This is a genomic window from Hephaestia caeni (assembly GCF_003550065.1).
GTDB lineage: Bacteria > Pseudomonadota > Alphaproteobacteria > Sphingomonadales > Sphingomonadaceae > Sphingomonas > Sphingomonas caeni_A.
Map to the genome: position 1 here is coordinate 1050260 of NZ_QXDC01000002.1, position 24625 is coordinate 1074884.

At 63.9% G+C, this 24625-nt stretch carries 25 protein-coding genes; 13 read left to right on the forward strand and 12 right to left on the reverse strand.

Annotation, left to right across the window (positions count from 1 at the left end):
- Window positions 1-79: 79 nt before the first annotated feature.
- The 3 genes from DFR49_RS04865 to cydD all read right to left on the reverse strand — a co-directional run bounded on the left by DFR49_RS04865 (window position 80) and on the right by cydD (window position 3882).
- The gene (locus DFR49_RS04865) at window positions 80-538 is read right to left on the reverse strand and encodes an MgtC/SapB family protein (RefSeq protein WP_245968247.1); all 459 of its coding nucleotides are present in this window, start codon (window positions 536-538) and stop codon (window positions 80-82) included.
- Between the two features lie 147 nt (window positions 539-685).
- Entirely contained in the window at window positions 686-2302 is a 1617-nt protein-coding gene (locus DFR49_RS04870) for an amino acid ABC transporter ATP-binding/permease protein (protein WP_030091399.1), read from the reverse strand.
- Window positions 2299-3882 (reverse strand): thiol reductant ABC exporter subunit CydD, encoded by a 1584-nt coding sequence (cydD, locus tag DFR49_RS04875; protein WP_030091398.1) that lies wholly within the window; start codon window positions 3880-3882, stop codon window positions 2299-2301. Before cydD ends, DFR49_RS04870 begins: the two co-directional genes overlap by 4 nt.
- A 90-nt stretch (window positions 3883-3972) precedes the next feature.
- On the opposite strand from cydD, the gene DFR49_RS04880 reads away from it, so the two are divergent.
- The 6 genes from DFR49_RS04880 to DFR49_RS04905 all read left to right on the forward strand — a co-directional run bounded on the left by DFR49_RS04880 (window position 3973) and on the right by DFR49_RS04905 (window position 8650).
- A complete protein-coding gene (locus DFR49_RS04880) occupies window positions 3973-5559 on the forward strand; it encodes a cytochrome ubiquinol oxidase subunit I (protein ID WP_030091397.1) in 1587 nt (528 codons plus the stop codon).
- Between the two features lie 12 nt (window positions 5560-5571).
- Entirely contained in the window at window positions 5572-6720 is a 1149-nt protein-coding gene (gene cydB, locus DFR49_RS04885) for a cytochrome d ubiquinol oxidase subunit II (protein ID WP_030091396.1), read from the forward strand.
- 14 nt (window positions 6721-6734) lie between these two features.
- Window positions 6735-6845 (forward strand): cytochrome bd-I oxidase subunit CydX, encoded by a 111-nt coding sequence (cydX, locus tag DFR49_RS04890; RefSeq protein WP_030091395.1) that lies wholly within the window; start codon window positions 6735-6737, stop codon window positions 6843-6845.
- 12 nt (window positions 6846-6857) lie between these two features.
- Complete coding sequence (locus DFR49_RS04895; RefSeq protein ID WP_030091394.1) at window positions 6858-7646, forward strand: TlpA disulfide reductase family protein; 789 nt, start codon at window positions 6858-6860, stop codon at window positions 7644-7646.
- Window positions 7647-7668: 22 nt separating this feature from the next.
- Complete coding sequence (locus DFR49_RS04900) at window positions 7669-8148, forward strand: Dps family protein (RefSeq protein ID WP_021246237.1); 480 nt, start codon at window positions 7669-7671, stop codon at window positions 8146-8148.
- 85 nt (window positions 8149-8233) lie between these two features.
- The gene (locus tag DFR49_RS04905) at window positions 8234-8650 is read left to right on the forward strand and encodes a ferritin-like domain-containing protein (protein WP_030091393.1); all 417 of its coding nucleotides are present in this window, start codon (window positions 8234-8236) and stop codon (window positions 8648-8650) included.
- Window positions 8651-8752: 102 nt separating this feature from the next.
- Here the strand turns inward: DFR49_RS04905 and DFR49_RS22365 are convergent, their stop codons facing one another.
- The 4 genes from DFR49_RS22365 to DFR49_RS04920 form a co-directional block, all read right to left on the reverse strand.
- Window positions 8753-8887 (reverse strand): hypothetical protein, encoded by a 135-nt coding sequence (locus DFR49_RS22365; RefSeq protein WP_255210268.1) that lies wholly within the window; start codon window positions 8885-8887, stop codon window positions 8753-8755.
- Complete coding sequence (zapE, locus tag DFR49_RS04910; protein ID WP_051743818.1) at window positions 8884-10059, reverse strand: cell division protein ZapE; 1176 nt, start codon at window positions 10057-10059, stop codon at window positions 8884-8886. The genes DFR49_RS22365 and zapE overlap by 4 nt, the downstream gene beginning before the upstream one ends.
- Before the next feature lie 103 nt (window positions 10060-10162).
- Complete coding sequence (locus DFR49_RS04915) at window positions 10163-10600, reverse strand: DUF983 domain-containing protein (protein WP_051743820.1); 438 nt, start codon at window positions 10598-10600, stop codon at window positions 10163-10165.
- Between the two features lie 46 nt (window positions 10601-10646).
- Window positions 10647-12224 (reverse strand): phosphoenolpyruvate carboxykinase, encoded by a 1578-nt coding sequence (locus tag DFR49_RS04920; RefSeq protein WP_030091390.1) that lies wholly within the window; start codon window positions 12222-12224, stop codon window positions 10647-10649.
- Between the two features lie 408 nt (window positions 12225-12632).
- Between DFR49_RS04920 and DFR49_RS04925 the strand changes: the two genes are divergently transcribed.
- From DFR49_RS04925 to DFR49_RS04950, 6 genes are all read left to right on the forward strand, one after another.
- On the forward strand, window positions 12633-12947 hold the full coding sequence (locus tag DFR49_RS04925) for a helix-turn-helix domain-containing protein (RefSeq protein WP_119034648.1): 315 nt from the start codon (window positions 12633-12635) through the stop codon (window positions 12945-12947).
- Complete coding sequence (locus DFR49_RS04930) at window positions 12944-14620, forward strand: SulP family inorganic anion transporter (RefSeq protein ID WP_037446394.1); 1677 nt, start codon at window positions 12944-12946, stop codon at window positions 14618-14620. Before DFR49_RS04925 ends, DFR49_RS04930 begins: the two co-directional genes overlap by 4 nt.
- Before the next feature lie 52 nt (window positions 14621-14672).
- The gene (gene bktB / locus DFR49_RS04935; RefSeq protein ID WP_030090341.1) at window positions 14673-15869 is read left to right on the forward strand and encodes a beta-ketothiolase BktB; all 1197 of its coding nucleotides are present in this window, start codon (window positions 14673-14675) and stop codon (window positions 15867-15869) included.
- 9 nt (window positions 15870-15878) lie between these two features.
- A complete protein-coding gene (locus DFR49_RS04940; protein WP_030090340.1) occupies window positions 15879-16571 on the forward strand; it encodes a DUF1275 family protein in 693 nt (230 codons plus the stop codon).
- A 28-nt stretch (window positions 16572-16599) separates the two neighbouring features.
- Complete coding sequence (locus DFR49_RS04945) at window positions 16600-16905, forward strand: alkylphosphonate utilization protein (RefSeq protein WP_030090339.1); 306 nt, start codon at window positions 16600-16602, stop codon at window positions 16903-16905.
- Window positions 16906-17001: 96 nt separating this feature from the next.
- Window positions 17002-17550 (forward strand): cytochrome b, encoded by a 549-nt coding sequence (locus DFR49_RS04950; protein WP_119034649.1) that lies wholly within the window; start codon window positions 17002-17004, stop codon window positions 17548-17550.
- 96 nt (window positions 17551-17646) lie between these two features.
- Here DFR49_RS04950 and DFR49_RS04955 read toward each other — a convergent pair whose 3' ends face one another.
- The 5 genes from DFR49_RS04955 to DFR49_RS04975 form a co-directional block, all read right to left on the reverse strand.
- Window positions 17647-18189: a Tll0287-like domain-containing protein gene (locus tag DFR49_RS04955; protein ID WP_231746296.1), complete on the reverse strand. Its 543-nt coding sequence runs from the start codon at window positions 18187-18189 to the stop codon at window positions 17647-17649.
- 92 nt (window positions 18190-18281) lie between these two features.
- Complete coding sequence (locus DFR49_RS04960) at window positions 18282-18605, reverse strand: ArsR/SmtB family transcription factor (RefSeq protein WP_030090336.1); 324 nt, start codon at window positions 18603-18605, stop codon at window positions 18282-18284.
- Window positions 18602-21808 carry an efflux RND transporter permease subunit gene (locus DFR49_RS04965; protein ID WP_030090335.1) on the reverse strand — a complete coding sequence of 1069 codons (3207 nt, stop codon included), beginning with the start codon at window positions 21806-21808 and terminating at the stop codon, window positions 18602-18604. Before DFR49_RS04965 ends, DFR49_RS04960 begins: the two co-directional genes overlap by 4 nt.
- Entirely contained in the window at window positions 21805-22854 is a 1050-nt protein-coding gene (locus tag DFR49_RS04970; RefSeq protein ID WP_030090334.1) for an efflux RND transporter periplasmic adaptor subunit, read from the reverse strand. Before DFR49_RS04970 ends, DFR49_RS04965 begins: the two co-directional genes overlap by 4 nt.
- Before the next feature lie 39 nt (window positions 22855-22893).
- A complete protein-coding gene (locus tag DFR49_RS04975) occupies window positions 22894-23232 on the reverse strand; it encodes a rhodanese-like domain-containing protein (protein ID WP_021246226.1) in 339 nt (112 codons plus the stop codon).
- A gap of 83 nt (window positions 23233-23315) precedes the next feature.
- On the opposite strand from DFR49_RS04975, the gene DFR49_RS04980 reads away from it, so the two are divergent.
- Complete coding sequence (locus DFR49_RS04980) at window positions 23316-24596, forward strand: NAD(P)/FAD-dependent oxidoreductase (protein ID WP_030090333.1); 1281 nt, start codon at window positions 23316-23318, stop codon at window positions 24594-24596.
- Window positions 24597-24625 lie beyond the last annotated feature (29 nt).

Here is a 24625-nt window from a genome sequence, read left to right on the forward strand (position 1 = left end):
CACCATCTTGACCCAGCAATGACATCCGAAACATAAGCTACAGGCGGGTCACTTCTCGGTGAAAATCCCGGGTCACTTCTCAGCGGTAATCAACAGTGGCGATCGATTCGACCTCCTTGTGGCTCATCCCTTTGAGCATGGCGTGGGATTGCTGCCTGAGCGTCAGGATCAAGGTGGTTACCGCCGCGACGGCCAGCGTCTCGCTCACCAGGCCCTGCCCGGCCATATATCCCAAGGCGAAGGTGATAATGCCGACCAACGTATTGGTGATGGACAGGCTGGCCGTGCGGGCTTGTTCGCTGCGATATCCAAGAACCAGGCTGGCAGTGACCGCCAGCCCGATTACCGCCGCAAGGCTTTCGGGCATATGGCTGGCAAGGCCGCCGGCAAGACCGAGCAGGCCAAAGGTGCGCAAACCGCTGACCCGGCTGCCATCCGCTGCCTCGCGCTGCCGCCAGCCTCGCTCGATACCGATCAGCACGCCTACCGCGAGCGCCGCAGCAAGCGAACGAAGCAGTTCCATATCAAGCGATATCAAATGATCACTCCACGGCAAGGTAATCGATCGGGAACGGTAGTATGAACGCGGCAGATAGGCTCCTCCTTATGCGCGACGTGGATTGAATGGATTTGATTACGCGCGCCAAATCGATCCGCCCCCAGGCCAGCTACAGATATCCCTATATTAGCGGCGATCCTTCAAGTTGATTGTTCGACCCTTGCCGACGAGACTCAAGAAAATCGGTCGATGACTCACCACCACGACTCCGGTCCCTGTCTCGCGAAGCCACGCGTCGAGGTGGCCCGCAAGCCGCGCCTCCGTCGCCATGTCCAACCCCTCGCTCGGCTCGTCGAGCAGCAGCCACGGCCTGCCGGCAAGCAAGGCGCGGGCGATCGACAACCGCTTGCGCTGGCCGCCCGACAACCGCGCTCCGCCGTCGCCGACCCATTGGTCAAGCCCATGCGGCATCGCGCGAATATCGACAGCGAGGCAGGCGACTTCCAGCGCCGCCCAAAGCCGTTCGTCGCTGAGGCCGGGGCGCGCCACACGCAAATTGTCGCGGATGGTTCCCGACAGGAGCTGGGCATCCTGGGGCGAGAGCGCGAATGCCGCTCGCACGTCCTCGGACGGCAGGGAAGCAAGAAGCTGGTCATCAAGAGCAATGCCGCAATGCTCGCCAGCGGGCCGAATACCAGCGAGCGTTTCCAGAAGGCTGGTCTTGCCGCTGCCGGATTTGCCTGAAATCCCCAAGCGCTCGCCCGCCATGATCCGGATATTCATGCCGTCCCGGTCAAAGGCAATGGTCCGCGCGGGCGCCATGGATGCCGTCGCCTTTCGGACAGGCGCAGACGGTTGACCCGCCATGCCCTCCAATCGCGAGAGGGCGGCCGCGACCAGCGCGCCGCGCGACACCCCGCGCACATAGCCGGAAAGCGCTTCGATCGCGCCCGCCGCCGCCAGCACGGCAAGGACCGTCACCGGCAGGGAGGCATGGGAGAAGATCAGCATCGCGCCCATGGCGATGCCCCCACCCAACACGAGGCCCGCATCGATGATCGCTTCGCCGCGCGCGAACCGAGGTCGCGCGCTGTCCAACTCGGCCGTCTCGACCGCGAGGCTTCGCCCGATCGCCGGAGCGAGATCGTAGGCAAGGATTTCGGGCGAAGCGGCGGCATAGTCCACCATGCTCGCCTTGAGCCGCGCCAGCGCCTCCGCCATATCGGTCGCGGCGCTCGCCAGCAGGCGGGGGGTCGCCAGATGCGCCCAGAGGACAAGACCGGCAAGCAACGCCAGCAAGGCAAGGCTCGTCCAGGGGCTGGCCAGCCACGCAAGGGCAAGGCCGATGGCAGCGCCGGCGAACGCGGCGGGCAATGCCGGCTTACGGACCAGATTGTCCTCCAGCGCGCCGATGTCCTGCACGAGCCGCGTCACGGCATCGCCCGCCGATACGGCCCGCACGTCGCGCACCGACAGGATGCGGTCGAACAGGCGCGCGCGAACCGCGGCGAGCGCCATCAAGGCCGCGCGGTGGCCATAGAGCCGTTCGCCGTAACGCGCCGTCGTCCTTACGATCGCGAGCAGCCTGATCATCGCGCTCGGCACCAGGTAGTTGAAACCCTGCGCGGCCAACACGCCGCCCAGCCCGGCCAGTGCCGCGCCGGTGATGAACCATCCAGACAGGCCCAGCAGCAGGACCGCGGCGATTGTCGCAGCGGAGGCAAGCAAGCCCGCGATTCGGAAGGCGCGGCGTTCGGGGCCGATAGCTTCAGCGAGCAGCAGGTCCATATCCGCGCGGCTCATGAAAGCACCATTTCTTTGGTGGCGATCGCGGCCAGCTCGGCGCTGTGCGTCACTATCAGGACCGTGCGGCCCTTTGCGGCGGACGCCAGTATCCCGGCGATGTCGGCCGCCGATCCCGCGTCGAGATCCGCGGTCGGTTCGTCGAGCAGCCAGAGCGGCGCGTCCTTGAGCAACACGCGCGCGATGCCGACGCGCCGGCGTTCCCCACCGGACAGGCCCGACCCGCGATGATCGAGCGGCAAGGCCAATCCCTGTCCGCGCGCTTCGATCATCGGCCCAAGGCCTGCCAGATGGGCCACGGCTTCGACTGCCGCATCGTCGGCATCGGGACGCGCAAGACGGATATTGTCGGCCAGCGTGCCCGGGACGAACGCAACCGTCTGGCCCGCCCAGCCGACATGGCCGGGAAGCGCAACCTCGGCCGCATCCCGGCCGTCAACCAGAATCCGTCCCCCACCAATGGGGGCCAGCCCCAGCAGCGCATGGAGCAGGCTCGATTTGCCGACCCCGGTGCTTCCGCGCAGGGCAAGGCTGGTGCCCGCCGGGATATCCAGCGTGAAGGGACCGATGGCCGTCTCGCCATAGTCGATCACCACGCCGTCAAAGCGCAGCGCTGGCGGCCCTTCGATCGCGGGTTTCGGCGCGGGCGGAGAAGCGGGCGCGAGCGCTTCAAGGCGTTCCACCGCAGCCTCCCCGACCTGCTTGTCGTGATAGGCGGCGGCAAGGCGGCGCATGGGAAGATAGAATTCCGGCGCGAGGACAAGAACAAACAGGGCTTGGCCCAGGGTCAGCTTTTCGGGAGCCGGAAAGGGCAGGATGCCGAGCAGGTTGAAGCCGCAATAGAGCGCGACCAGCGCCACCGACAGCGCCGCGAAGAACTCGATGATCGCGCTCGACACGAAGGCGACCTTGAGCACATCGATCGTGCGCGCGGCGACCTCGCGGGTAGCGTCGGCAAGGTGGCGGCCGATACGGTCCTGCGCGGCGAAGGCGACGATCACCGGGAGCGCGCGCACCCGGTCGACGAACAGGCCCGACAGGCGACTCAGCGCATCGAGCTGGCGCGCGGCGGCCCGCGCGGCCGCCGTTCCTGCGAGCGCCATGCCCATGGCAAAGGGAATCAGCGTCGCGAGCATGATCACGCCGGCGACCCAGCTCCCAAATACGGCAGCAATCGCGATTATGAGCGGGGACAGGACCGCGGCGCGGCGCAGCGGCAGGAAGCGGGCATGGAAGCCGCCCAGGTCCTCGATCCGGTCGACGGCATCGGCGACCGCCTCGCCCAGCATCCGGCGATCCCCCGGCGCGGCGACGAGAATGCCTGGATACACCCGCTGGCGCCAGTTCGTCTTGACGCGCATAGCAGCCGCTTCGCCGGCGTTGGTCGCACCGATCTGCATCCCGGCGCGAAGCAGGGCGGCGGCTATCAGTCCGCCCGCGGCAAGCGCAAGATGGCCCTGCCCCGCCCCTTGCTCCATTGATGCCACGGCTCCGGCCAGCGCCGCCGCCATGAGGATCGCCGCGCCGCTGTCGCCGATCCAGAAAAGGGCCGCAGCCTGTCTATCTAACGGGTTGCTCATATACTCAATTACGAGTAACGAATAATCATAATCTTTTCAACCGACTCAGGACACCCATGGAAGCCGGGCCGGAACGCAAGGAGTCTTGCCATGGACATGGCTGTGATCGAGCTTTCACGCCTCCAATTCGCCCTGACGGCTCTCTACCATTTCCTGTTCGTCCCCCTGACGCTCGGCCTCTCCTTCATCCTCGTCATCATGGAGAGCATCTATGTGATGACGGGCCGTGAGATCTGGCGCACCGTCACGCGCTTCTGGGGCAAGCTGTTCGGTATCAACTTCGTGCTGGGCGTCGCTACCGGCATTACCATGGAATTCCAGTTCGGCACCAACTGGTCCTACTATTCGCATTATGTCGGCGACATCTTCGGCGCGCCGCTCGCCATCGAAGGGCTGATGGCCTTCTTCCTCGAAGCGACGTTCGTGGGCCTCATGTTCTTCGGATGGGACAAGCTGTCCAGGGTCGGGCATCTGCTCACCACCTTCATGGTGGCTCTCGGCTCGAACCTATCGGCGCTGTGGATCCTCGTCGCCAATGGCTGGATGCAGAATCCGGTGGGATCGCGCTTCAATCCCGAAACGATGCGGATGGAAGTCTCCGACTTCATGGCGGTGCTGTTCAATCCGGTCGCGCAGGCGAAGTTCGTCCATACGGTGAGCGCGGGCTATGTCTGCGCCTCCGTTTTCGTGCTGGGCGTCTCGGCCTGGTATCTGCTCAAGGGCAAGTGGGTCGCGGTCGCGCGGCGCAGCTTCACGGTCGCCGCCGCCTTCGGCCTTGCCTCGTCGCTGTCGGTCGTCGTGCTCGGCGACGAAAGCGGCTACGCGCTGACCGATAACCAGAAGATGAAGCTCGCCGCGCTCGAGGCCATGTGGCACACTGAGCCCGCGCCCGCGGGCATTGCCGTTGTCGGCTTTCCCAGCGTCGCCGACCGCGAGACCTATTTCGAGGTCAAGATCCCCTATGTGCTCGGTCTCATCTCCACGCGCAGCCTGACGGGCGAAGTCTCCGGCATCTTCGAACTGGTCGCCAGGGCGCAGGACCGCATCGAGAACGGCATCAAGGCCTATGATGCGGTGGAAAAGCTGAAGGTGGACCAGAAGGACATGGTCGCGCGCGAGGCATTCGAGGAAGCCAAGGCCGATCTTGGCTATGCCCTGCTGCTGAAACGCTTCGTCGCCGATCCGCGGCAAGCCACGCCCCAGGACATCGAAAAGGCCGCATGGTCGACCGTGCCCAATGTCCCGGTGATGTTCTGGGTGTTCCGGGTGATGGCCGGCCTCGGCTTCTTCTTCATCGCCTTCTTCGGCGCCGCCTTCTGGATGGCTTCGATCCGCAAGCTGAACTGCGACAGCCGCTTCTGCCGCACCTTCCTGCGCGCGGCGGTCTGGGTCATCCCGCTGCCGTGGATCGCCATCGAATTTGGCTGGATCCTGGCCGAGATCGGCCGCCAGCCCTGGGCGATCGATGGCGTTCTGCCGACGTTCCTTGCCGCCTCGAGCCTGACCGTCGCGCAGCTCTGGACGACGATCATCGGGTTCACGGTGATCTATGGCGCGCTCGCCGTCATCGAAGTGCGGCTGATGCTGGCGGCAATCCGCAAGGGACCGGACCAGCATCGGCCTCCGGCGCCATCCCCCGAAACCCACAGCGGCTACGCGCCCATCCCTGCCGAATAAGGAGAACAGGTCATGGCACCTCCCATCGACTATGAAACGCTCCGGCTGATCTGGTGGCTGCTGATGGGCGTCCTCCTGATCGGCTTCACTCTCACCGACGGCTTCGACCTCGGCACCGCCGCGCTGCTGCCCTTCGTCGCGAAGACCGACGCCGAACGGCGTCTCGTCATCAACTCGATCGGCGCGACCTGGGAAGGCAACCAGGTCTGGTTCATCCTCGGCGGCGGCGCGATCTTCGCGGCCTGGCCGTTCGTCTATGCGGTCAGCTTCTCGGGCTTCTATCTGGCCATGTTCCTCGTCCTCGCCGCGCTCATCCTGCGGCCCGTGGGCTTCAAATACCGCTCGAAGAAGCCCGATGCCACATGGCGCTCGCGCTGGGATTGGGCGCTGTTCGTCGGCGGGTTCGTGCCTGCGCTGGTGTTCGGCGTCGCGGTCGGCAATGTCCTGACCGGCATCCCCTTCCGGCTCGATAGCGATCTGCGCTCCTTCTACGAGGGCAGCCTGCTCGGCCTGTTCCATCCGTTCTCGCTGGTCGCCGGGCTGCTCTCGGTCGCCATGATCGTGCTGCACGGCGCGAGCTGGCTTGCGATCAAGATCGAACGCGGCGTCGTGCATGACCGCGCGCGCGCCTTCGGCAAGGTCGCGGCGGTCGCGTCGATCCTGCTGTTCGCGCTGGGCGGGGTCATGGTCGCGAAAATGGGCATGGGCTTCCGCCTGACCCATGCGGCCGATCCGCTCGGCCCGTCCAATCCGCTGCTGTCGGGAACGGTCGCGGCGCCGGGGGCCTGGCTCAACAATTATGGCGCCCATCCCTGGATGCTGATCGCCCCGATCCTCGGCTTCGCGGGGCCGCTGCTGGCGTGGATCGGCATCCGCAAGGGCCGCGAGGTTCTGGCCTTTGGCGGCTCATCGATCGGCGCGATCGGCATCATCGCGACCGTGGGCCTCTCGATGTTCCCGTTCATCCTGCCCAGTTCGATCGACCCGGCCTCGAGCCTGACGGTCTGGAACGCCTCGTCCAGCCATGTGACTTTGTTCATCATGCTGGCCGTGACGGTGATCTTCCTGCCGATCATCCTGCTCTACACCGCCTGGGTCTACAAGGTCCTGTTCGGCCGCATCACGCTGCGCGATGTCGACACCAACCCCGACTATTACTGAAAGGACGACTTTCCATGTGGTATTTCAGTTGGATTCTGGGCGTGGGCCTCGCCGTCGGGTTCGGTATCCTCAACGGCATGTGGCATGAATTCCACGCCGATCCCGATGAGGACATTGCGGCCTGACCGCGACGGATCATGATTGCCATCGGCCCTCTCGCGCTCGCGTTGGAACGGCTGTTCGCGATTCTCGGGATCATCGCCTTCCTGGCGGCGGCGAACTGGATAGGCCGCCGTCGCGGCGTGGATTGCGATACGGCCGCGTGGCGGGCATTGCTCGCTGGCCTCGTTGCAGCTCGCGCGGGTTTTGTGGCGCAGAACTGGCATGCCTTCGCCATCGAACCCGCAACCATCCTCTATGTCTGGCAAGGAGGTTTCTCGCCGCTCCCCGGTCTGGTGACTGCCGCAATCGTGCTGGGCGTGTCACTACGGCGATCTCGCGCCCTAGCACCTTTGACACTCGTCTTCGCGGGCTGCGTCGCGGTCACATCCGGCGCCACGGCAGCGGCCCTTGCCTCGGCGCAGCGACCTCTACCGCAAGGAATCGTTCTCCAGTCGCTGGACAGCGGAACGAGCCTGCTCGACGATCGCCGGGGCAAGCCGTTCGTCGTCAATCTCTGGGCAACCTGGTGCCCGCCGTGCCAGCGTGAAATGCCGATGATGGTCGTAGAAGCGGCACACTCGGCCGTGCCGATCCTGCTTGTCAATCAGGGCGAGGATGCAGACAACGTACGTGCGTGGCTGGACAGCAAGCGCCTTGAAGCGGCGCACGTCCATCTCGACCGCGACCTGCGCATAGCTGCCGCGACCGGCTCGGCCGGGCTTCCCGCGACGCTGTTCGTCGACAGCAAAGGCGTGATCCGTGCGCTCCATGTCGGTGAAATCTCGCGGGCCGCCCTGCTCGCGGGACTACGCGATCTGAAGTAGAGTTTCGATCAAGGAGAAGACCATGACCAGACAAGTGAATATTGGAATCGGCGAGGAAGATCGGGTTGCGATTTGCGAAGGCCTGAGCCGCCTCCTGGCGGACACCTACACTCTCTATCTGACCTCGCACAACTTTCACTGGAACGTGACCGGGCCGATGTTCAACAGCCTCCATGCCATGTTCATGACGCAATATACCGAGTTGTGGAACGCGATCGACCCGATCGCCGAACGCATCCGCTCGCTCGGACAGCCCGCACCCGGTTCCTACGCGCAGTTCGCCAAACTCAGTTCCCTGCCCGACGCGCCGGAAGTGCCGCCGAAGGCGCTCGACATGGTCGACATCCTCGCCAAGGGGCATGAAGCGGCCGCCCGCACGGCGCGCACGCTGTTCCCTCTGGTCGAGAAGGCGAGCGACGAGCCGACCGCGGACCTGCTCACCCAACGGATCGGCGTGCATGAGCAGGCCGCATGGATGCTGCGCGCCCTGCTCGAAGAGTAAGACACGCTCAACGACTGGCCCCGGCCGCGCAATCTCTGCGAGGCCGGGGCCGTTAGCGAACTGCCGCCATTGAAAGGACGAGACCTTGGCTACGTCAAAGCTGGCAAACATCCTCCTCGATGCGCTCGAAGACGAGCGGAAGGCGGAGGCGACCTATGCCGCCGTGATCGAAAAGTTCGGCCCTGTCCGGCCCTTTTCCAACATCATAGAGGCCGAACAGCGCCATGCCGCCGCACTTGAGCGCCAGCTTGCCCGGCTGGGCATCGACGTACCGCCCGATCCATGGACGGGGAAAGTGGCGGCACCAGCTTCTCTCGCGCAGGCTTGCGAAAGCGCGGTCCAGGGCGAGATCGAGAATATCGCGCTTTACGACCGGCTGATCCCGATGGTCGACGACCCCGCGGCGCGCCAGGTGATGGAAAACCTGCAGGCCGCCTCGCGCGAGCGCCACCTTCCAGCTTTCAGGCAATGCCTGGAGCGGGAACGCGATCGCCGTTCGTGACGGCCTCCCTCAATCGCGATCACTCAGGCACAGGCTGCTTTTGGGATCCGTAATCGACGGTGGATGGCATCGACAGAGGGCGCGAGGCATGACCTGTCGGCGTCAGCGCCTTTGGCGTTCCTCGAACAGCTGCGCTTTCTCGTACATTTCCTTCGCCTCGGCGAGGCACACATCACGTCTGTTCAGATAGACATCGCTGTTTCGGACTGCCGGCTTGAGATCCGGTTTCGGAATCATTCCATAAGCCTTTGTGTTCTCGATGGACGCTGAACCTCGGCGAGCGCGACCTCGTCGCTCACTCCATGACCGCGGGCGAGATAGTCCTGCGATCCCATTTCGTTGAGGCGCGAGATCGTCCGCTCGAACTCGAAGGCGTCGTCTGCCGCGCAATACAGCGCGTCGGGTTCGCGATCGGCGGAAGCCAGCAGCTTGACGCCATTTTCATAGAAGGCGTCGATCAGTGTCTTGAATCGCGCCGCTTCCGATTTCCGGTTTGCGTCGAGAACGGGGATCCCGACCAGGATCACGGTGTGATAGCGGTAGGCCAATGCAAGATAATCGGGAATGCCGCGCGGTTCGCCGCATAGCCGCTTGAATGAGAAGACGGCCACGCCTTTCAGCGACTTGGGCACGAACAGTTCTCGTCCGCCCTTGATTGCCAGTGTTTCGGAGGGAACATGCTCCCGGTCCTCGACCGGAAAATCGGTCAACCGGAAGAACGCCCGGCTCAGGGCTTCCGTCGCCGCATCGCCATTGGGCACGTGCCAGGTCTGGAACCCTCCAAGGCGCTGCATGCGATAGTCAGTCGGCCCATCCAGGGTGAGCACATCGAGCCGATCCTTGAGGAGCGCGATGAATGGCAGAAAATGTTCGCGGTTGAGGCCGTTCTTGTAGAGGTCCTGAGGCGGCCGGTTGGATGTAGCGACCACGGTAACGCCATGTCCGATGATCCGGGTAAACAGCCTCGACAGGATCATCGCGTCAGCCGAATTGGTTACGATCATTTCGTCGAAGGCGATCAGCCGCGCTTCGGCCGCGATGGCATCGGCGACCGGCAATATCGGATCGCCGGTCTCCTTGGCGCGTTCGGAGCGTAGCCGGTCATGCACCTCCTGCATGAACTCGTGGAAGTGGACGCGCCGTTTCCCGGCGATCTCGACGCAGTCGAAGAAGAGATCCATCAGCATCGATTTGCCGCGGCCGACCCCTCCCCAGAGATAGACTCCCCGCACGGGATCGGGTTTGCGCCTGACGAAACGCGACAGGAGGCCCTGACGGCGCGCCTGTGCTTCCAATTCCGCAACCGCCTTGCCGAAACGCAGAGCGACCTGCCGCTGGGCGTCGTCAGGGCGCAGCTGACCCGTTGAAATGGCGTTCACGTAACGCGTCAGGACTTTGCTCTGAGGCAAGACAAAGTTCTCCGGCAAAAAGTTGAATTTGAGAAGTCGCGCATCGGCCCGACAGCCTCATACCCTGGTCAATCTCGAGACTGGCCACGGCCGAAGCTGAAGATCATGTATCGGCGTCGTCCGGAATTGCTCCCGGGCGTTCCCTGCGAAACCCATGCATGCCGAACCACCACTGCAAGGCAATGATGGCTCCCTTGGCGGGCTGAAGCAGCCCGACCATCAGGAGCAACGCCAACGGAAGCAGGATCGCCATCAACATCGGCACGGACATTTCCGCGCGACTGGTCACGGCGATAATGAGCGGCGCCATCAGATGCCCCGTCACGAAGATCGAGACATAGGCCGGGAAATCATCAGCTTGCTGATGCGTCCAGTCCTGGCCGCATTGCGGGCAATGAGGGATCGGTTTCAGGAACCGCATGAACAGGCGCGCCTCGCCGCACCGGGGGCATCGCCCGCGCAACCCGCGCAGGATCGCGGCCCAACCTGTGACCGGCAAGACAAGCTTGCCGGTTACCGATCCCTGTTCATGAGCGGGCATGGATTCTGGCTTTTCGTGAAACTTGTCAAAGGGGAACCGGATGAGGTCAGGCATCGAACCATCCGGGAGGGGCCGCCGCGCGGATGCTTTCGTCGACATGAGCGACAAACTGCGTGAAGTTGCGCTTGAAGCGGTCGACCAGGGAACGCGCCGTGCCGTCATAGGCGGCCCCATCAGCCCAGGTGGAACGCGGGTCGAGAATACTCGAATCCACACCCTCTACAGCAACGGGGACCACGAAGCCGAAGTTGGGATCGGTGCGGAACTGTGCGCCTTCGAGAGTCCCGGAAAGCGCAGCATTGAGCAGTGCGCGCGTCACCTTGATCGGCATCCGCGATCCCGTTCCATATTGGCCGCCGGTCCAGCCGGTGTTGACCAGCCAGCAATCGACATTCCCCGCGGCGATACGCTTGCGAAGCAGATTGCCGTAGACGCTGGGATGCCGCGGCATGAACGGCGCGCCAAAGCAGGTCGAGAACGTCGCTTCGGGTTCGGTGACACCGAGTTCGGTGCCCGCGACCTTGGCTGTGTAGCCGGACAGGAAATGATACATCGCCTGTTCGGGCGTTAGCTTCGCGATGGGCGGGAGCACGCCGAAGGCATCGGCCGTCAGCATGATGATGTTCTTCGGCACCGGCCCCATGTTCTCGGCGGAGGCATTGGGGATGAAGTGGATCGGATAGGCGCCCCTGCTGTTCTCGGCGAGCGAGGCGTCGTCGAGGTCGAGTGCGCGGGTTTCCGGATCCATGACGACATTCTCGAGGATCGTACCGAAGCGGCGGGTGGTCGCATGGATTTCAGGCTCCGCCTCGGCCGAGAGACGGATCATCTTGGCGTAGCAGCCGCCTTCGAAATTGAAGACGGCGCTGTCCGACCAGCCATGCTCGTCGTCGCCGATCAGCGTGCGCGAAACATCAGCGGACAAAGTGGTCTTGCCGGTGCCCGAGAGGCCGAAGAAGATCGCGGTGTCGCCATCGGGACCGATGTTCGCCGAACAATGCATCGGCATGACGCCCTTTTGCGGCAGCACATAGTTCAGCACCGAGAACACCGCCTTCTTCATCTCGCCGGCATAGCCGGTGCCGCCGATCAGGATCAGCCGGTGGGTGAAATCGATCGCGATGATGGTTTCCGACCGGCAGCCATGGCGTTCGGGATCGGCGCGGAAGCCGGGCAAGTCGATGATGGTGTAATCCGCCGTGAAATGCGTGAGTTCATCCGCCGTCGGCCTAACCAGCATGGTGCGCACGAAATGCGAGTGCCAGGCCAGTTCCGTGACGACCCGGACTCCGACACGGAATTCCGGCTGCGAGCCGCCGAACAGATCCTGGACGAAGACGTCGTCGAGTGCGGCAAGATGCTTGAGGAAATCCTCGCGCAGATTGGCGAAGGCTTCTTCCGACATCGGCTTGTTGGAAGCCCCCCACCAGACATCATCCCTGGTGACCTCATCACGGACGATGAATTTGTCCTGGGCCGAACGGCCGGTATGTTTTCCGGTTTCAACCACGAAGGCGCCATGCTCGGACAGGCGGCCTTCACCGCGCCGCAAGGCGATCTCGACGAGTTCGGGCGTATCGAGATTTTCGTGAAGCGTCCCACCGGATTTGACCGTGATGTCCAAAGCTGCGGGGATCTGCGTGATTTTGCTGTGTGGCCTTTCGGATCGGGTTGGAAGGAAGCAGGCGGATCGGGCGTCGCCCGAACCTGTTCCGACGGGAAGTTTCAGCCTGAGCTTCGGGCGCCGAAGACGATCGGGTTGCGACACCGGACTCGCCGCCGCCGGGGCATCCGATGGCGGCGCCTGTCGACCTGCACCTTTGCGGCGGTGCTTTTTCTCCACGATCATTTGCTCATCTCCGATCTGGAGGCTCGAAGGTCGCAGCCCTCAAGACCATCGGCTTTCTCAGACGCGGAAATACCTCACCCCGACAAAGCGCGTGTGATCGATTATCCGGTACAATGCACATATACAACTCCCTCCTAATTTGTTAAGAGTGATATTTGATGTATTAAACATCATGGAGCCAACATGATCACGTCGCAGCAAATGCGCGCCGCGCGCGCCCTCCTCGGACTTGATCAACGCCAGCTCGCCGCGCTGGCCGGCCTCTCCCTGCCGACCATCCAGCGCATGGAATCATGCGATGGCCAAGTGCGCGGTGTGGTCGACACGCTGGTCAAGGTGATCACCGCGCTGGAAGGCGCAGGCATCGAACTGCTGGGCGAGAATGCGCCCAGCACGGGCGTGGGCCGCGGTGTGCGTCTGCGCGAAACGACCGCGGGAAAGTCCGGCGGCCAGGGGCAGTCGCTTCTCTATGACAAGGCGGAGGAACCGGTCAGGTGAGCGCGAAAGCCTATACGCCCAAGCTCATCACGACCTTGCGCGAAGGGTACACCGCTCAGACCTTCCGCGCCGACGCCATAGCGGGCCTGACGGTCGCGATCGTCGCGCTGCCTCTTGCCATGGCCCTGGGCATCGCCAGCGGCGCTTCTCCCGACAAGGGGCTTGTCACGGCCGTGGTGGCGGGGTTCCTGATTTCCGCGCTCGGCGGATCGCGGGTCCAGGTCGGCGGACCCACGGGCGCCTTTGTCGTCGTCATTTTCAATGTTATCGCCCAGCACGGCTATGATGGGCTGCTGATCGCGACGCTCCTGGCAGGCATCATCCTCATTGCCGCCGGTGCGTTTCGCCTCGGGCAGATGATCAAATTCATCCCCCATCCGGTCGTCACCGGATTCACCGCGGGGATCGCCGTTATCATTGCCTCGAGTCAGGTGAAGGACTTCCTCGGGCTCTCGATGACCGAGGTCCCGGCTGAGTTCCTGCCCAAATGGCAGTCCTATCTCGCCGCTCTGCCGAGCACCAGTTGGGCAACTCTAGGCGTCGGGGTCGGAGCACTTGCGACCATCATCGTGCTGCGCAAACTCGCGCCCAGACTGCCCGGGTTCCTGATCGCGGTCGTGGTAAGTTCCCTCGCCGTCGCTCTGCTCAAGCTCCCGGTCGACACTATCGGCTCCCGCTTCCCGGACATTCCTTCCGGCCTGCCGATGCCGTCCCTGCCGGAATTCACCTTCGCCAAGATCAATGCGGTGATGCCTTCGGCATTCACCATTGCATTTCTCGCCGGCATCGAAGCCCTGCTGTCGGCCGTCGTCGCCGATGGCATGGCCGGAACGCGGCATCGCTCCAACCAGGAATTGATCGGCCAGGGCGTCGCCAATATCGGATCCGCCCTGTTCGGTGGGCTACCCGCGACGGGCGCGATTGCGCGTACCGCCACCAATATCCGCTCCGGGGCCAGAACCCCGGTTGCCGGAATCATGCATGCCGTGTTCCTTCTTCTGTTCATCCTGTTCGCCACGGACCTGATGGCATTCGTACCCATGGCCGCGCTTGCCGCGATCCTGTTCATGGTCGCCTGGGGCATGAGTGAATATGAGCGGTTCATTGCCTTGCTGCACATGCCCAACAGCGACCGGGCCGTGCTGCTACTGACATTCGGCCTGACGGTACTGGTGGATCTCACCGTCGCAATCGGCGTCGGCGTAACTCTGGCCTCGCTCCTCTTCATGGCCCGCATGAGCGAGGCTGTCGAGGTCGACAGCAGCGGCCGGCAGGACATCGATCTCGATTCCGAAGACGTTCACCAGCGCGACGCGTTGCCGGAGGGTGTCGAGGTGTTCCGGATCACCGGCCCGTTCTTCTTCGGCGTAGCAGGCGAACTGCTCGATACGCTGCGCCGCGTCGGTCAGTCGCCCAAAGTCATCATCCTGCGCATGCGGCTCGTTCCCCTGCTCGATGCAAGCGGCGTCCAGGCGCTCGAACAGTTCATCGAACAAGCGCGCGTCGCCGGCGCAACGGTCGTGTTGTCCGGCGTGCAGCCGCAACCGAAGTCGATGCTTGCGCGCGTTCACCTGGAAGCTGGTTCGGACAAGCTTTTCTATGCCGCGGACTTCGCCAGCGCCCAGTCGCTCGCGGTCAGCTTGCTCGAAGCGCCCAAAACTCAGCCGCACTGATCGGCGCACCCTGCTGCGGTTCGGGCGAACATATTGTCGAAAGGAAGGAAATTTGAACGACGTCGTGATCCTGTCGGGTGTGCGCACCGCTATCGGGGATTTTGGAGGCAGCCTTAAGGACGTCGCGCCGTGGGAGCTTGGCCGCATCGTCATTGCCGAAGCCATCAAGCGGGCCGGAATCGAACCAGGCCATGTCGAGCATGTTGTCCTTGGCCAGGTCATTCAAAGCGAACCCAGCGATGCATATGTCTCGCGAATTGCCGCTATCGCGGCGGGGATTCCCGATCGGACCCCGGCGCTCACCCTGAACCGCCTTTGCGGATCGAGTGTGCAGGCGATTATTTCCGCCGCCCAAATGATCGCATTGGCCGAGTGTGACATCGCCGTTGCTGGCGGTGTCGAGAGCATGAGCCAATCCCCACACGTTCTCAAGGGCCTGCGCTGGGGGCGCAGGATGGGCGATGAAATGATGATCGACGCGATGAACGCGACGCTGAGCGATCCGTTCGGTGCAGGTCACATGGGGGTCACTGCCGAGAACGTTGCCGAACGTCATGGCATCACCCGGGCCGAGCAGGACGCGCTGGCGGCCGAAAGCCATCGCCGGGCAGCAAGAGCACAGCAGGAAGACCGTTTTCGCGAGCAGATCGTTTCCGTCGAGGTCAAGGGCCGTAGCGGCACCTTTATGTTCGAGGCCGACGAGCATGTGCGCACCGACGTTTCCAGCGAAGGCCTCGGCGCACTCACGCCCATCTTCCGCAAGGATGGCGGGACCGTAACGGCGGGCAACGCCAGCGGCATCAACGACGCTGGCGCGGCTCTGGTGCTGGCTTCCGCCGCCGCCGCCGAGAGACACGGCCTGACACCCCGCGCCAGGGTTGTAAGCTGGGGACATGCCGGTGTTGCCCCCGAAGTGATGGGGCTCGGTCCCGTCGAAGCCGTGCCCATCGCCCTCAAGCGGGCCGGACTATCGCTTGACGACATCGACGTGATCGAGGCGAACGAGGCTTTTGCCGCGCAGGCTTGCGCGGTCGCCAAACTGCTCGATTTCCCGCCCGAGAAGGTCAATCCCAATGGCAGCGGCATTGGACTTGGGCATCCCGTCGGGGCAACCGGCGCCATCATCACCATCAAGGCGCTTTACGAGCTCGAGCGTATTGGCGGCCGCTACGGGCTTGTGACCATGTGCATTGGCGGCGGACAAGGCATTGCACTCGTGATCGAGCGATTGCCGAGCCAGGATGCGTAAGAGGCGAGCATGAGCGAACCGGATCGGACAGGCAGACGGCCCAGCTCCCTGGATATCGGCAGAGCGCAGCGCGCGCTGGTCCAACTGGCCGCCATGCTGGCGGCCCTTGCCGGCGCGATCAATGCAGCCGGCTTTCTGGCATTCGGGCACGTCTTCCTTGCCTCGCCCGAGGCCAACGCCACTGTTCTGGGCACGAGCCTTCCCGGTGGCTTTGGTATCACGAAATTTGTGGGCGGAATGATCTTCAGCTTCGTGGGGGGTGTGGTCCTCACGACCTTGATTACGCACTGGCTAGGCCGGTACCGGCGCACAATCGCGCTCGTTTGTACCGCAATCGCGTTGGCCGCCGCCTATCTGACATTCCTCTCGCATCTGGCGATCATCCCGGCCGTGCTGATCGCGATGGCCATGGGTAGTGCTCATTGCACTTTTGAGAGGGATGATCCCGACCTGCAGGAGGCTATTTCGCCCTCCACGCAGGTCGTGCGGTTCGGGGAGGCATTGGCCGGCGGACGGCATCACGCGAACTATCGCCAGCTTGGCTTGCATGCATCCTTTTGGCTGGTCTTCCTTATTGGCGGGCTTGCAGGCGCTGTTGCGTGGATCACGCTCGACGCCAGAGCCTTTGCCGTGGCTGCCCTCGTCGCCGCATTGCTGGCAATGCGCGCCTGGCTGATTGAACGCGATCTGTTCGGTGCCTGACGCACATTCCTGACCGATGGAGAACTCCATGAGCGAAGATGAATATGTCTACGATGAAGAATCCGGTGAATGGATGGCTGCATCCGAACTGAAGGAACGGCGCGCCACCGCGGACCGGATCGAAGTCCGCGATGCCGTGGGCAACCTGCTTGCCGACGGCGACCAGGTCACGTTGATCAAGGATCTGGTCGTCAAGGGCGCCGGCCAGACTCTGAGGCGGGGAACGCTGATAAAGTCGATCCGCCTCACGGATGACCCGCAGGAAATCGACTGCCGGTATGAAGGCATCAAAGGTTTGGTGCTTCGTGCGGAATTTGTCCGCAAGCGCAGCTGACCGGTTATTGCGGTTGTTCGGCGCAAAGCTTCTTGAGAAGGATCAAGGCATTTTTCTCATCTCGCTGGCAATATGAAAATTGATGGGAGGTTCGCCATGAGTACAACCGATATCCCTAACCGCTTCTCTTCCCTGTCGATCACTCTGCACTGGCTCATGGTGCTGCTGATCTCGGTCGTTTACGCTACCATTCTCCTGCGGGAGAACTATCCCAAGGGAACCGACATCCGCGAGGGGCTGAAAACCTGGCATTTCATACTCGGACTCACCGTTCTGGCGCTGGCGATCATCCGCCTGCTGGCACGCCTCAGCCAGCGCACCCCCCCGATCACGCCGGAACCGCCGTCATGGCAGACGCTTTTAGCCAATGCGACGCATCTCGCACTCTACGCGTTCATGCTGGCGATGCCCTTGGCGGGCTGGGTGATCCTGAGTGCGTCGGGCAAGCCGATTCCATTCTTCGGTCTGGATCTGCCGGCTCTTGTCGGCCAGAGCAAAGCCCTGGCGGGACAGATGAAGGATTGGCACGAGACAGTCGGGACCATCGGATATTTCCTGATCGGCTTTCACGCCCTTGCCGCTCTCTTCCATCATTACATCGTCAAGGATGATACCTTGCGCCGAATGCTGCCGGGCCGAACCTGATGGCAAAGCACTCTGGCGATCACGGCGCCGCTGAGCGGTAGGCGACAGCTGCCGCAGCGCTGTAAAATCGGGCCAGCGCAAGCGCGCGCAAGATCGTCATGGGTGCAGACCTCGCTGCGCGCCCTCCCCGCCTTTGATCGCACGCGCCAGGGCTGCCTCCTCCCACCGGATCGAAAAGGCGCCCCGAAGCTGGCCGGAAGCAAAACCCGTCGCCTGATCTGCGGGATAATGCGCGCGGATCGCCGCCATCACCTCCGGGGCGACATTCTCGCCATGGCAAGCGAGGCACATGGGCATGGTCGGTATGGCGCGCATATAGCGATATTGCCCGCCCTCATACGCCGACCAGCGCCTGGGCTTGCCGTCGACGCCAAACGGCGCGGCGGCCCAGCTCTCCATGACGCGGCGTTCGGTAGCGTCAGGACTGGCAGCGGGATTACGCGTGCGCAGCGCCGTGCGCCGGACGGTCGCTCCGCTTTCCTCGGAGATCTGCGCGGCGAGCGCGGGCGCTATGCTCGAACAGACGCTGATCGCGCCTTGCGGACCATCCGCCGCCATCGCGGCGGTCAGCGCGCTCAATAATTCCTTCTGGAAGCGGTCGGCCAGGATATCGGAGCGCGCTTGTGCCTCCTGCACCATCACCGCCGGATCCGACGGCGGCTCATTCGAGGCGCAAGCCCCGAGAGAGACCATGGACAGGAGCGGAAGGACGGCGCGTCGCATCGGATTTCTCAGGATTGTCCAGCACCGGGACCGAAGCGATCGCAGAGCATGTCGATCAACTTGCGGACGTCGCTGTCAGCAAGGCTGTAGTAGATCGTCGTCGCCTCGCGCCGGGTCTTGACCAGACCCCCTTCTCGCAATTTCCCCAGATGCTGGGACACGCTGGATTGCGATTGCCCGCACAACTCCACCATCTCCCCGACGGAGAATTCGCCCTGGGTCAGCCGGCACAGGATCAGCAGACGCTGTTCATTGGCCAGCAGCTTCAGCACGCTCGCCGCATGGGCGGCGTGCTCGGCGAGTTGTGCAAGGGGCGTCTCAAGCGGCATCATCTGGTCGCGGGTTTCCCATCATCTCGAAGCACGATGTAAATGGCCGGAATAACCAGCACGGTCAGCAGCGTCGAGGACGCAAGGCCGAACAGCAGCGAGATCGCCAAACCCTGAAAGATCGGATCGGTCAGGATCACGGCCGCGCCAATCATCGCCGCGGCGGCCGTGAGAACGATCGGCTTGAACCGGATCGTGCCGGCTTCCAGCAGCACGTCGCGCAGCGATTTGTCCGGCGTGGCCGAATGGCGGATGAAGTCGACCAGCAGGATCGAGTTGCGCACGATGATACCGGCGAGCGCGATGAACCCTATCATCGAGGTTGCCGTAAACGGTGCACGGAACAGCATGTGGCCAATGACGATCCCGACCAGCGTGAGCGGCACCGGCGTCAGGATCACGAGCGGCAGGCGGAAGCTTTTGAACTGCGCGACGACGATGATGTAGATCGCCAGCAGCGCGACCATGAAGGCGCCGCCCATGTCGCGGAACGTGACCCAGGTGATCTCCCATTCGCCATCCCAGAGCAGGGACGGCACGCTCTCATCCTCGGGCTGACCGTTGAGACGGATTTCCGGCTTCTGGAGGCCCTTGGCCGCCCAGTCATAGGCATCGACCGCGCGGTTCACTTCGATCATGCCGTAGATCGGCGCTTCATAGGCTCCGGCCAGCTCGGCCGTGACCATGTCGGCATATCGACCGTCACGGCGGAAGATCGCAGGACTCCCCGTCTCGGTGCGCGCTTCGACCACCGCGCCAAGGTCGATGAGCTGGCCGCCCGGCGTCTGTGCGACAGGCATACTCGACAAGGCTTGCGTCCAGCTGCGGTCCTTCTGTTCCAGCGCGATTGTAATCGGTAGTGGGCTGCGGCCATCGCCGCGCGGCGCGTAGCCGACAGTCTGGCTCCCCATGAGCATACCGATGCTGTCGGCGACCTGCCGCTGGGAAAGGCCGTAATAATCGAGCCGGTCGCGCTGCACGTCGAGGCGGAGCTTCGGGCGCGCCTCGCCGAAGCTGTTGTCCACGTCGACGATGAAGGGGACGGACTTGAAGATCTTTTCCAGCTCGGACGCTGTCTTCTGGCGCGTGACTTCGTCGGGGCCATAGACCTCGGCCAGCAGGGTCGCGAGGACGGGCGGTCCTGGAGGCGTCTCGACCACCTTGATAGATGCGCCATTGGGCAAGCGCAGCGCCTTCAGCCGCTGGCGCAGGTCGAGCGCAATCTGATGGCTGGACCGGCTGCGATCCCCCTTGGGCAGCAGCGTCACCATCACATCGCCCTGCTCGGGCTGCGAGCGCAGGAAATAATGGCGGACAAGGCCGTTGAAGTTGAACGGCGCCGATGTGCCGACATAGGCCTCCATCGCCGTCGCTTCGGGCAAGCCTCGCACCACGCCGGCAACATCTTCCAGCACGCGGCCCGTGTTTTCGAGCGCGGTGCCTTCGGGCATATCGACCACGACCTGAACCTCCGACTTGTTGTCGAAGGGCAGCAGCTTCACGGTAACGGCCTTGAAATAGAACATCGAGCAGGCGACCAGTGTCGCCACGCCCACCGCGATCAGGAAATTGCGGGCGGACTTCTTCGTATCGATGACGCGATGCGCGACACGGGCATAGAGCTGCCCCAGCTTGCCGCCGCTCTCGTCATGGCCGTGGCCAGAGCCGAGCGTCTTGCGGGCAAAACGGATCATCAGCCACGGCGCAATGACCACGGCGACGAAGAAGGAAAAGATCATCGCCGCCGACGCATTGACCGGGATGGGAGCCATGTAGGGGCCCATCAGGCCGGAAACGAACAGCATCGGCAGCAGCGCCGCAACCACGGTCAATGTCGCGACCACCGTGGGATTGCCGACCTCCGCCACCGCCTCGATCGCGGCCTGGGTACGGTTGCGGTCATCGTCCATCGCCCAATGGCGCGCGATATTCTCGATCATGACGATCGCGTCGTCGACGAGGATGCCGATCGAGAAGATCAGCGCGAACAGGCTGACGCGGTTGATGGTGTAGCCCATGAGGTTCGAGGCGAACATGGTCAGCAGGATCGTCGTCGGAATGACCACGGCGGTCACGCCCGCCTCGCGCCACCCGATCGCGAAGCCGATCAGCACGACGATGGAGACGGTCGCCAGCGCCAGATGGAACAGCAGCTCGTTGGCCTTCTCGTTCGCCGTCTCGCCATAGTTGCGGGTGACGGCGACCGTGACGTCATCGGGGATGAGCTTGCCTTTCAGGCTCTCGACGCGCTCGAGGATCGCATCGGACACCACCACGGCATTGGCGCCGGCGCGCTTGGCGAAGGCGATGCTGACGGCGGGGGCGCTATGCCACTTGCCGTTTTCCTCCTTCGCCCAGCGCCACGCCCGCGCCTGATCCTCGCGCGGCCCCTGCGTTACGCTGGCAACGTCGCGCAGATAGACGGGCGAGCCGGAGGCAGAGCGCACGGTCAGAAGTCCGACCTCCTGCGCCGATGACAGGGTGCGGCCCGCCGTGACGCCGACCGCCTTGCCGTCCTCGCGGATATTACCCAGCGGAAAGGACCGATTGGCCTGGCTCGCGGCCTCGATCACGCTCCCCAGCGGCACGCCATACTGGCGGAGCCTGGCCGGATCGGGCGCAATGCGGATTTCCTCGGGGCGGCCACCGACGAGGAAGCTGATCCCGACATTGTCGACCTTGGCGATCTCGGTGCGCAGCTTCGCGGCGAGTTCGTAGAGGCTGGCATCGTTCCACTGCCCTGCCGCGCCGGGCTTGGGGGCAAGGGTCAGGACGACAGCGGGAACGTCGTTAATGCCGCGCACCGTCACCTTGGGATCGGGGATGCCGACCGGCTTACGATCCCAATTGGCGCGCAGCTTCTCCTCGATGCGGATCGCTGCATCCTCCGGGTTCGACCCGACGAGGAAGCGCGCCGTCACCATTACGCCATCGTCCTGCGCCTGGGTATAGACATGCTCCACCCCGTCGACGCTCTTGACGATGGTTTCGAGCGGAATGCCCACCAGCTCGGTCGCATCGGCGGCGGACAGGCCGGGCGCCATCACCTGAATGTCCACCATCGGCACGCTGATCTGCGGTTCCTCCTCCCTTGGGATGGAAAGAAGAGCCAGCAGACCGACAGCGATCGCCGCCAGCAGAAACAGCGGCGTCAGGGGGGAAGCGATAGTGGCCCTGGTGAGGCGACCGGAAACACCGAGATTCATGGCCGCGGAGCCTTGGCCGGCTTACCGGGGGCGAACAGCACGTCGCCGGCGGCCGCACCGCTCAATATCTCGACCAGGGCGGGATCGGCCGTCGGCGCGATCTGGACCGGCACCATGCTGAGCCGCTTGCCTTCCGCGACGATCTGCACCTGATCCATGCCATAGCGCGTGGTGATGAAGGAGCGCGGCACGACCAGCGCCTTGCGCGTGCCGATCTCGACCGACGCGCTCACGCGGCGGCCGATGAATTGGGTGGAAAGCCCAGGCAAAGTCGCATCGACGCGGACCTGGCCGCCAGTGATCGCGGGATAGACCTGCGCCACACTGCCTTCGCGCTGCCCGGACGGCATATCCGCTTCATTGACGATCACGCGCGCACCGGGATGGACCTGTCCGGCAACCGACTCCGGCAGCATCAACCGCAGCACCGGCGGCCCCGCGGTAACCGTCGCGATCGACATGCCCGGCGCCACCGGTGATCCGGCGGGAATATCGGCGCGAAGCACCCGACCGCTCGCCGGGGCGATCACCGCCCCCTGCCCCGCGACGCTGACGCTTGCGCCCTGCTGCGCCCGAGCGGCAGCAACCTGCGCATCGGCCGCGCGCGCGGCCGCAACGGCCTGATCCAGGCGCGCCTTGGCATAGACGCCTTGGCCATAGAGATCGCGAATGCGGGCGAGATCGGCATTGGTCCGCGCGGCTTCGGCCTGGGCGGCGGCGGTCTGGGCGCCATAGGCGCTTGTCTCATAGCCGAGCCGCGAATCGACGATCATGCCGATCCGCTGGCCCTTTTGCACCGTGTCGCCGGCACGGACGGAAAGCGACGTGAGGATGCCGGGGATGCGGGCGAGCACTTCGGCCTGGTCGCGCGTGGCGATCTCCGCGCCGACTACCTTCATGTCCGGGATTTCGGTTGCGGCGAGCCGCAGAGTTTCCCCGGCGGGTAGCGTCGCCGCCGCCTGCTCCTGCTCCGGCTTGCTCCCGCATGCCGACAGCGCCAGCGCGGCGCCCGCCAACCAGAGCCACTTGCCCCTGCCGCTCATCATGCCGCCGATACCCCTCTTTTTTGGTTCTCTTTCAGGCTCTCAATCACCAACGACCGGGAAGCCGGCGTCTTTCCACGCACCGATCCCGCCAGCGAGGTGGGTGTCGATCGCGCTCTGCGCCGCCGCGCATTGATCGAGTGCCTGGCCCGAGCGCTTTCCGCCCGCGCATTGCAGCACGACAGTCCGGCCCTTGGGATCAGGGATGTTACGAGGTGAAAAGCCCGACAGTGGCATGTTTATTGCGCCCAGTATGTGGCCGGCGGCGAACTCGCCTGTCTCGCGCACGTCGATCAGGAGCGCCTTGCCGCCCTTCAGCATGGCGTCCAGCTCGGCGGGGCCGATCTCACGGTGGGCATCACGTTTCTTGAATCCGAACATGGCAGCTTCCTCAACTTTGTTATTTGCATATAACGTGTAATGATGATATTCGTCAATGCCATTGAGACATGGAAGGATCGCAGATGGGCAAGCCTTTGATCGTGGTGCTGGGCGCGGGTCTGGGAGGCACGATCGCCTCCTATGAGATCAAGGCTGCCGTCAAAGACCGCGCCGACGTGATGACGGTATCCGATAGCGATACCTACAACTTCATCCCGTCCAATCCCTGGGTCGCCGTGCGCTGGCGCGAGCCTGAAGCCATCCAGGTCCACCTCCCTCCCGTGTTCGCCAAAAAGAAGATCGGCTTCACCTCGGTCGGCGCGAAGCGGCTGCATGCCGGCGAAAAGCGACTCGAACTCAATGACGGCTCATCCATCAATTACGATTATCTTGTAATCGCTACCGGCCCGGAACTCGCGTTCGACGAGATCGAGGGGCTGGGTCCGCATGGCGGCCATACCCTCTCCATCTGCCAGACGCCCCACGCCTCAGCCGCCGCCGATGCGTTCGATGCCTTTGCACAAAATCCCGGCCCGATCGTCGTCGGCGCGGTGCAGGGCGCGTCCTGCTACGGCCCGGCCTACGAATTCGCGATGATCCTCGACACCGAACTGCGCAAGCGCAAGATCCGCGACAAGGTGCCGATGATCTATGTGACGCCCGAACCCTATATCGGCCACCTTGGGCTCGACGGCGTCGGCGATACCAAGTCGCTGCTCGAGAGCGAGCTGCGTGATCGCCACATCAAATGGATCACCAACGCCCGCGTCACCAAGGTCGAGCCCGGCGTCATGCACGTCGAGGAAGTCGGCGAGGACGGCGCGGTGAAGAAGACGCACGACCTGCCCTTCGGCTTCTCGATGATGCTCCCTGCGTTCCGGGGCGTCCCCGCGGTCAGCAATATCGAAGGGCTGGCCAATCCGCGCGGCTTCATCATCGTCGACAAGCACCAGCGCAATCCGGCCTTCCCCGAGATATTCGCGCTCGGTGTCTGTGTCGCCATCCCGCCGACCGGCCCGACGCCGGTTCCGGTGGGCGTGCCCAAGACCGGTTTCATGATCGAATCCATGGTCACGGCGATCGCCGCCAATCTCTCGCTGGTTCTCGACGGCCAGGAGCCGACGGCGGAAGCGACGTGGAACGCGGTGTGTCTCGCCGATTTTGGCGACGGAGGCGTCGCCTTCGTCGCCCAGCCGCAGATCCCGCCGCGCAACGTCAACTGGTCGTCCAGCGGCAAATGGGTCCATCTGGCCAAGGTCGGCTTTGAGAAATATTTCCTGCGCAAGGTCCGCAAGGGCGAGAGCGAGCCCTTCTACGAAAAGCTCGCCATGCACGCGATGGGCATCCGCAAGCTGCGTTTCTGATGCCCCGGCTTCTGGTTTCCCAAGCGAAG